Here is a 505-nt window from a genome sequence, read left to right as displayed (position 1 = left end):
TTCACCAGCGCCGACGCGATATCCGCATGGATTTGCCCCGACAGCTGACGGAACGCCTGCCGCGCCTCGCCCGCCGTGCCGCTGTTAAGAACGCTTTCGTACACCGGGTTGCCCGCCGCCAGCGCATCCGCCGCCGCCGCCACCGCCCGCTCGTTCGGCGTCTGCGCCACGCTGGCGAAGCTCGTGCCGTTGCGCCCGACGCTCAGCGTCACCCCGGCCGGCTGGTAGCTCAGCCCGGTGCCGAGGAACAGGTAGTTCGGCGCCACCGCGTCAAACTGCCCGCTCACCCCCTGCTGCGCGCTCAGGATGGTGTACTGCTGGCCCAGCAGGCTGCGCACCTCGCTTTGCGTCAGCAGGTTGGCGCTGTTCTCCAGCGTCACCGCCACCTCGCCGCCGCCGATCGTCGCCGATCCGCTGCTCTGGATCCGATCGCTCTGGCCGTTCGGCCCCACTTCCACCGCGTAGCGCGAACCCGGCTCGAAGCTGACGTTGCCCGCCACGTTCA

At 70.1% G+C, this 505-nt stretch carries 1 protein-coding gene; it reads right to left on the bottom strand.

Annotated elements, in window-relative coordinates:
- Positions 1–505 (bottom strand): autotransporter outer membrane beta-barrel domain-containing protein (locus ACJ8IP_RS24250; RefSeq protein WP_442524540.1); only part of this gene is annotated, 505 nt, incomplete at both ends.

The organism is Serratia sp. CY52157 (assembly GCF_052168495.1).
Taxonomy (GTDB): Bacteria; Pseudomonadota; Gammaproteobacteria; order Enterobacterales; family Enterobacteriaceae; genus Serratia; species Serratia ureilytica.
The sequence above is the reverse complement of the archived record's forward strand: the minus strand, read 5'-3'. Positions and strand labels throughout refer to the sequence as shown.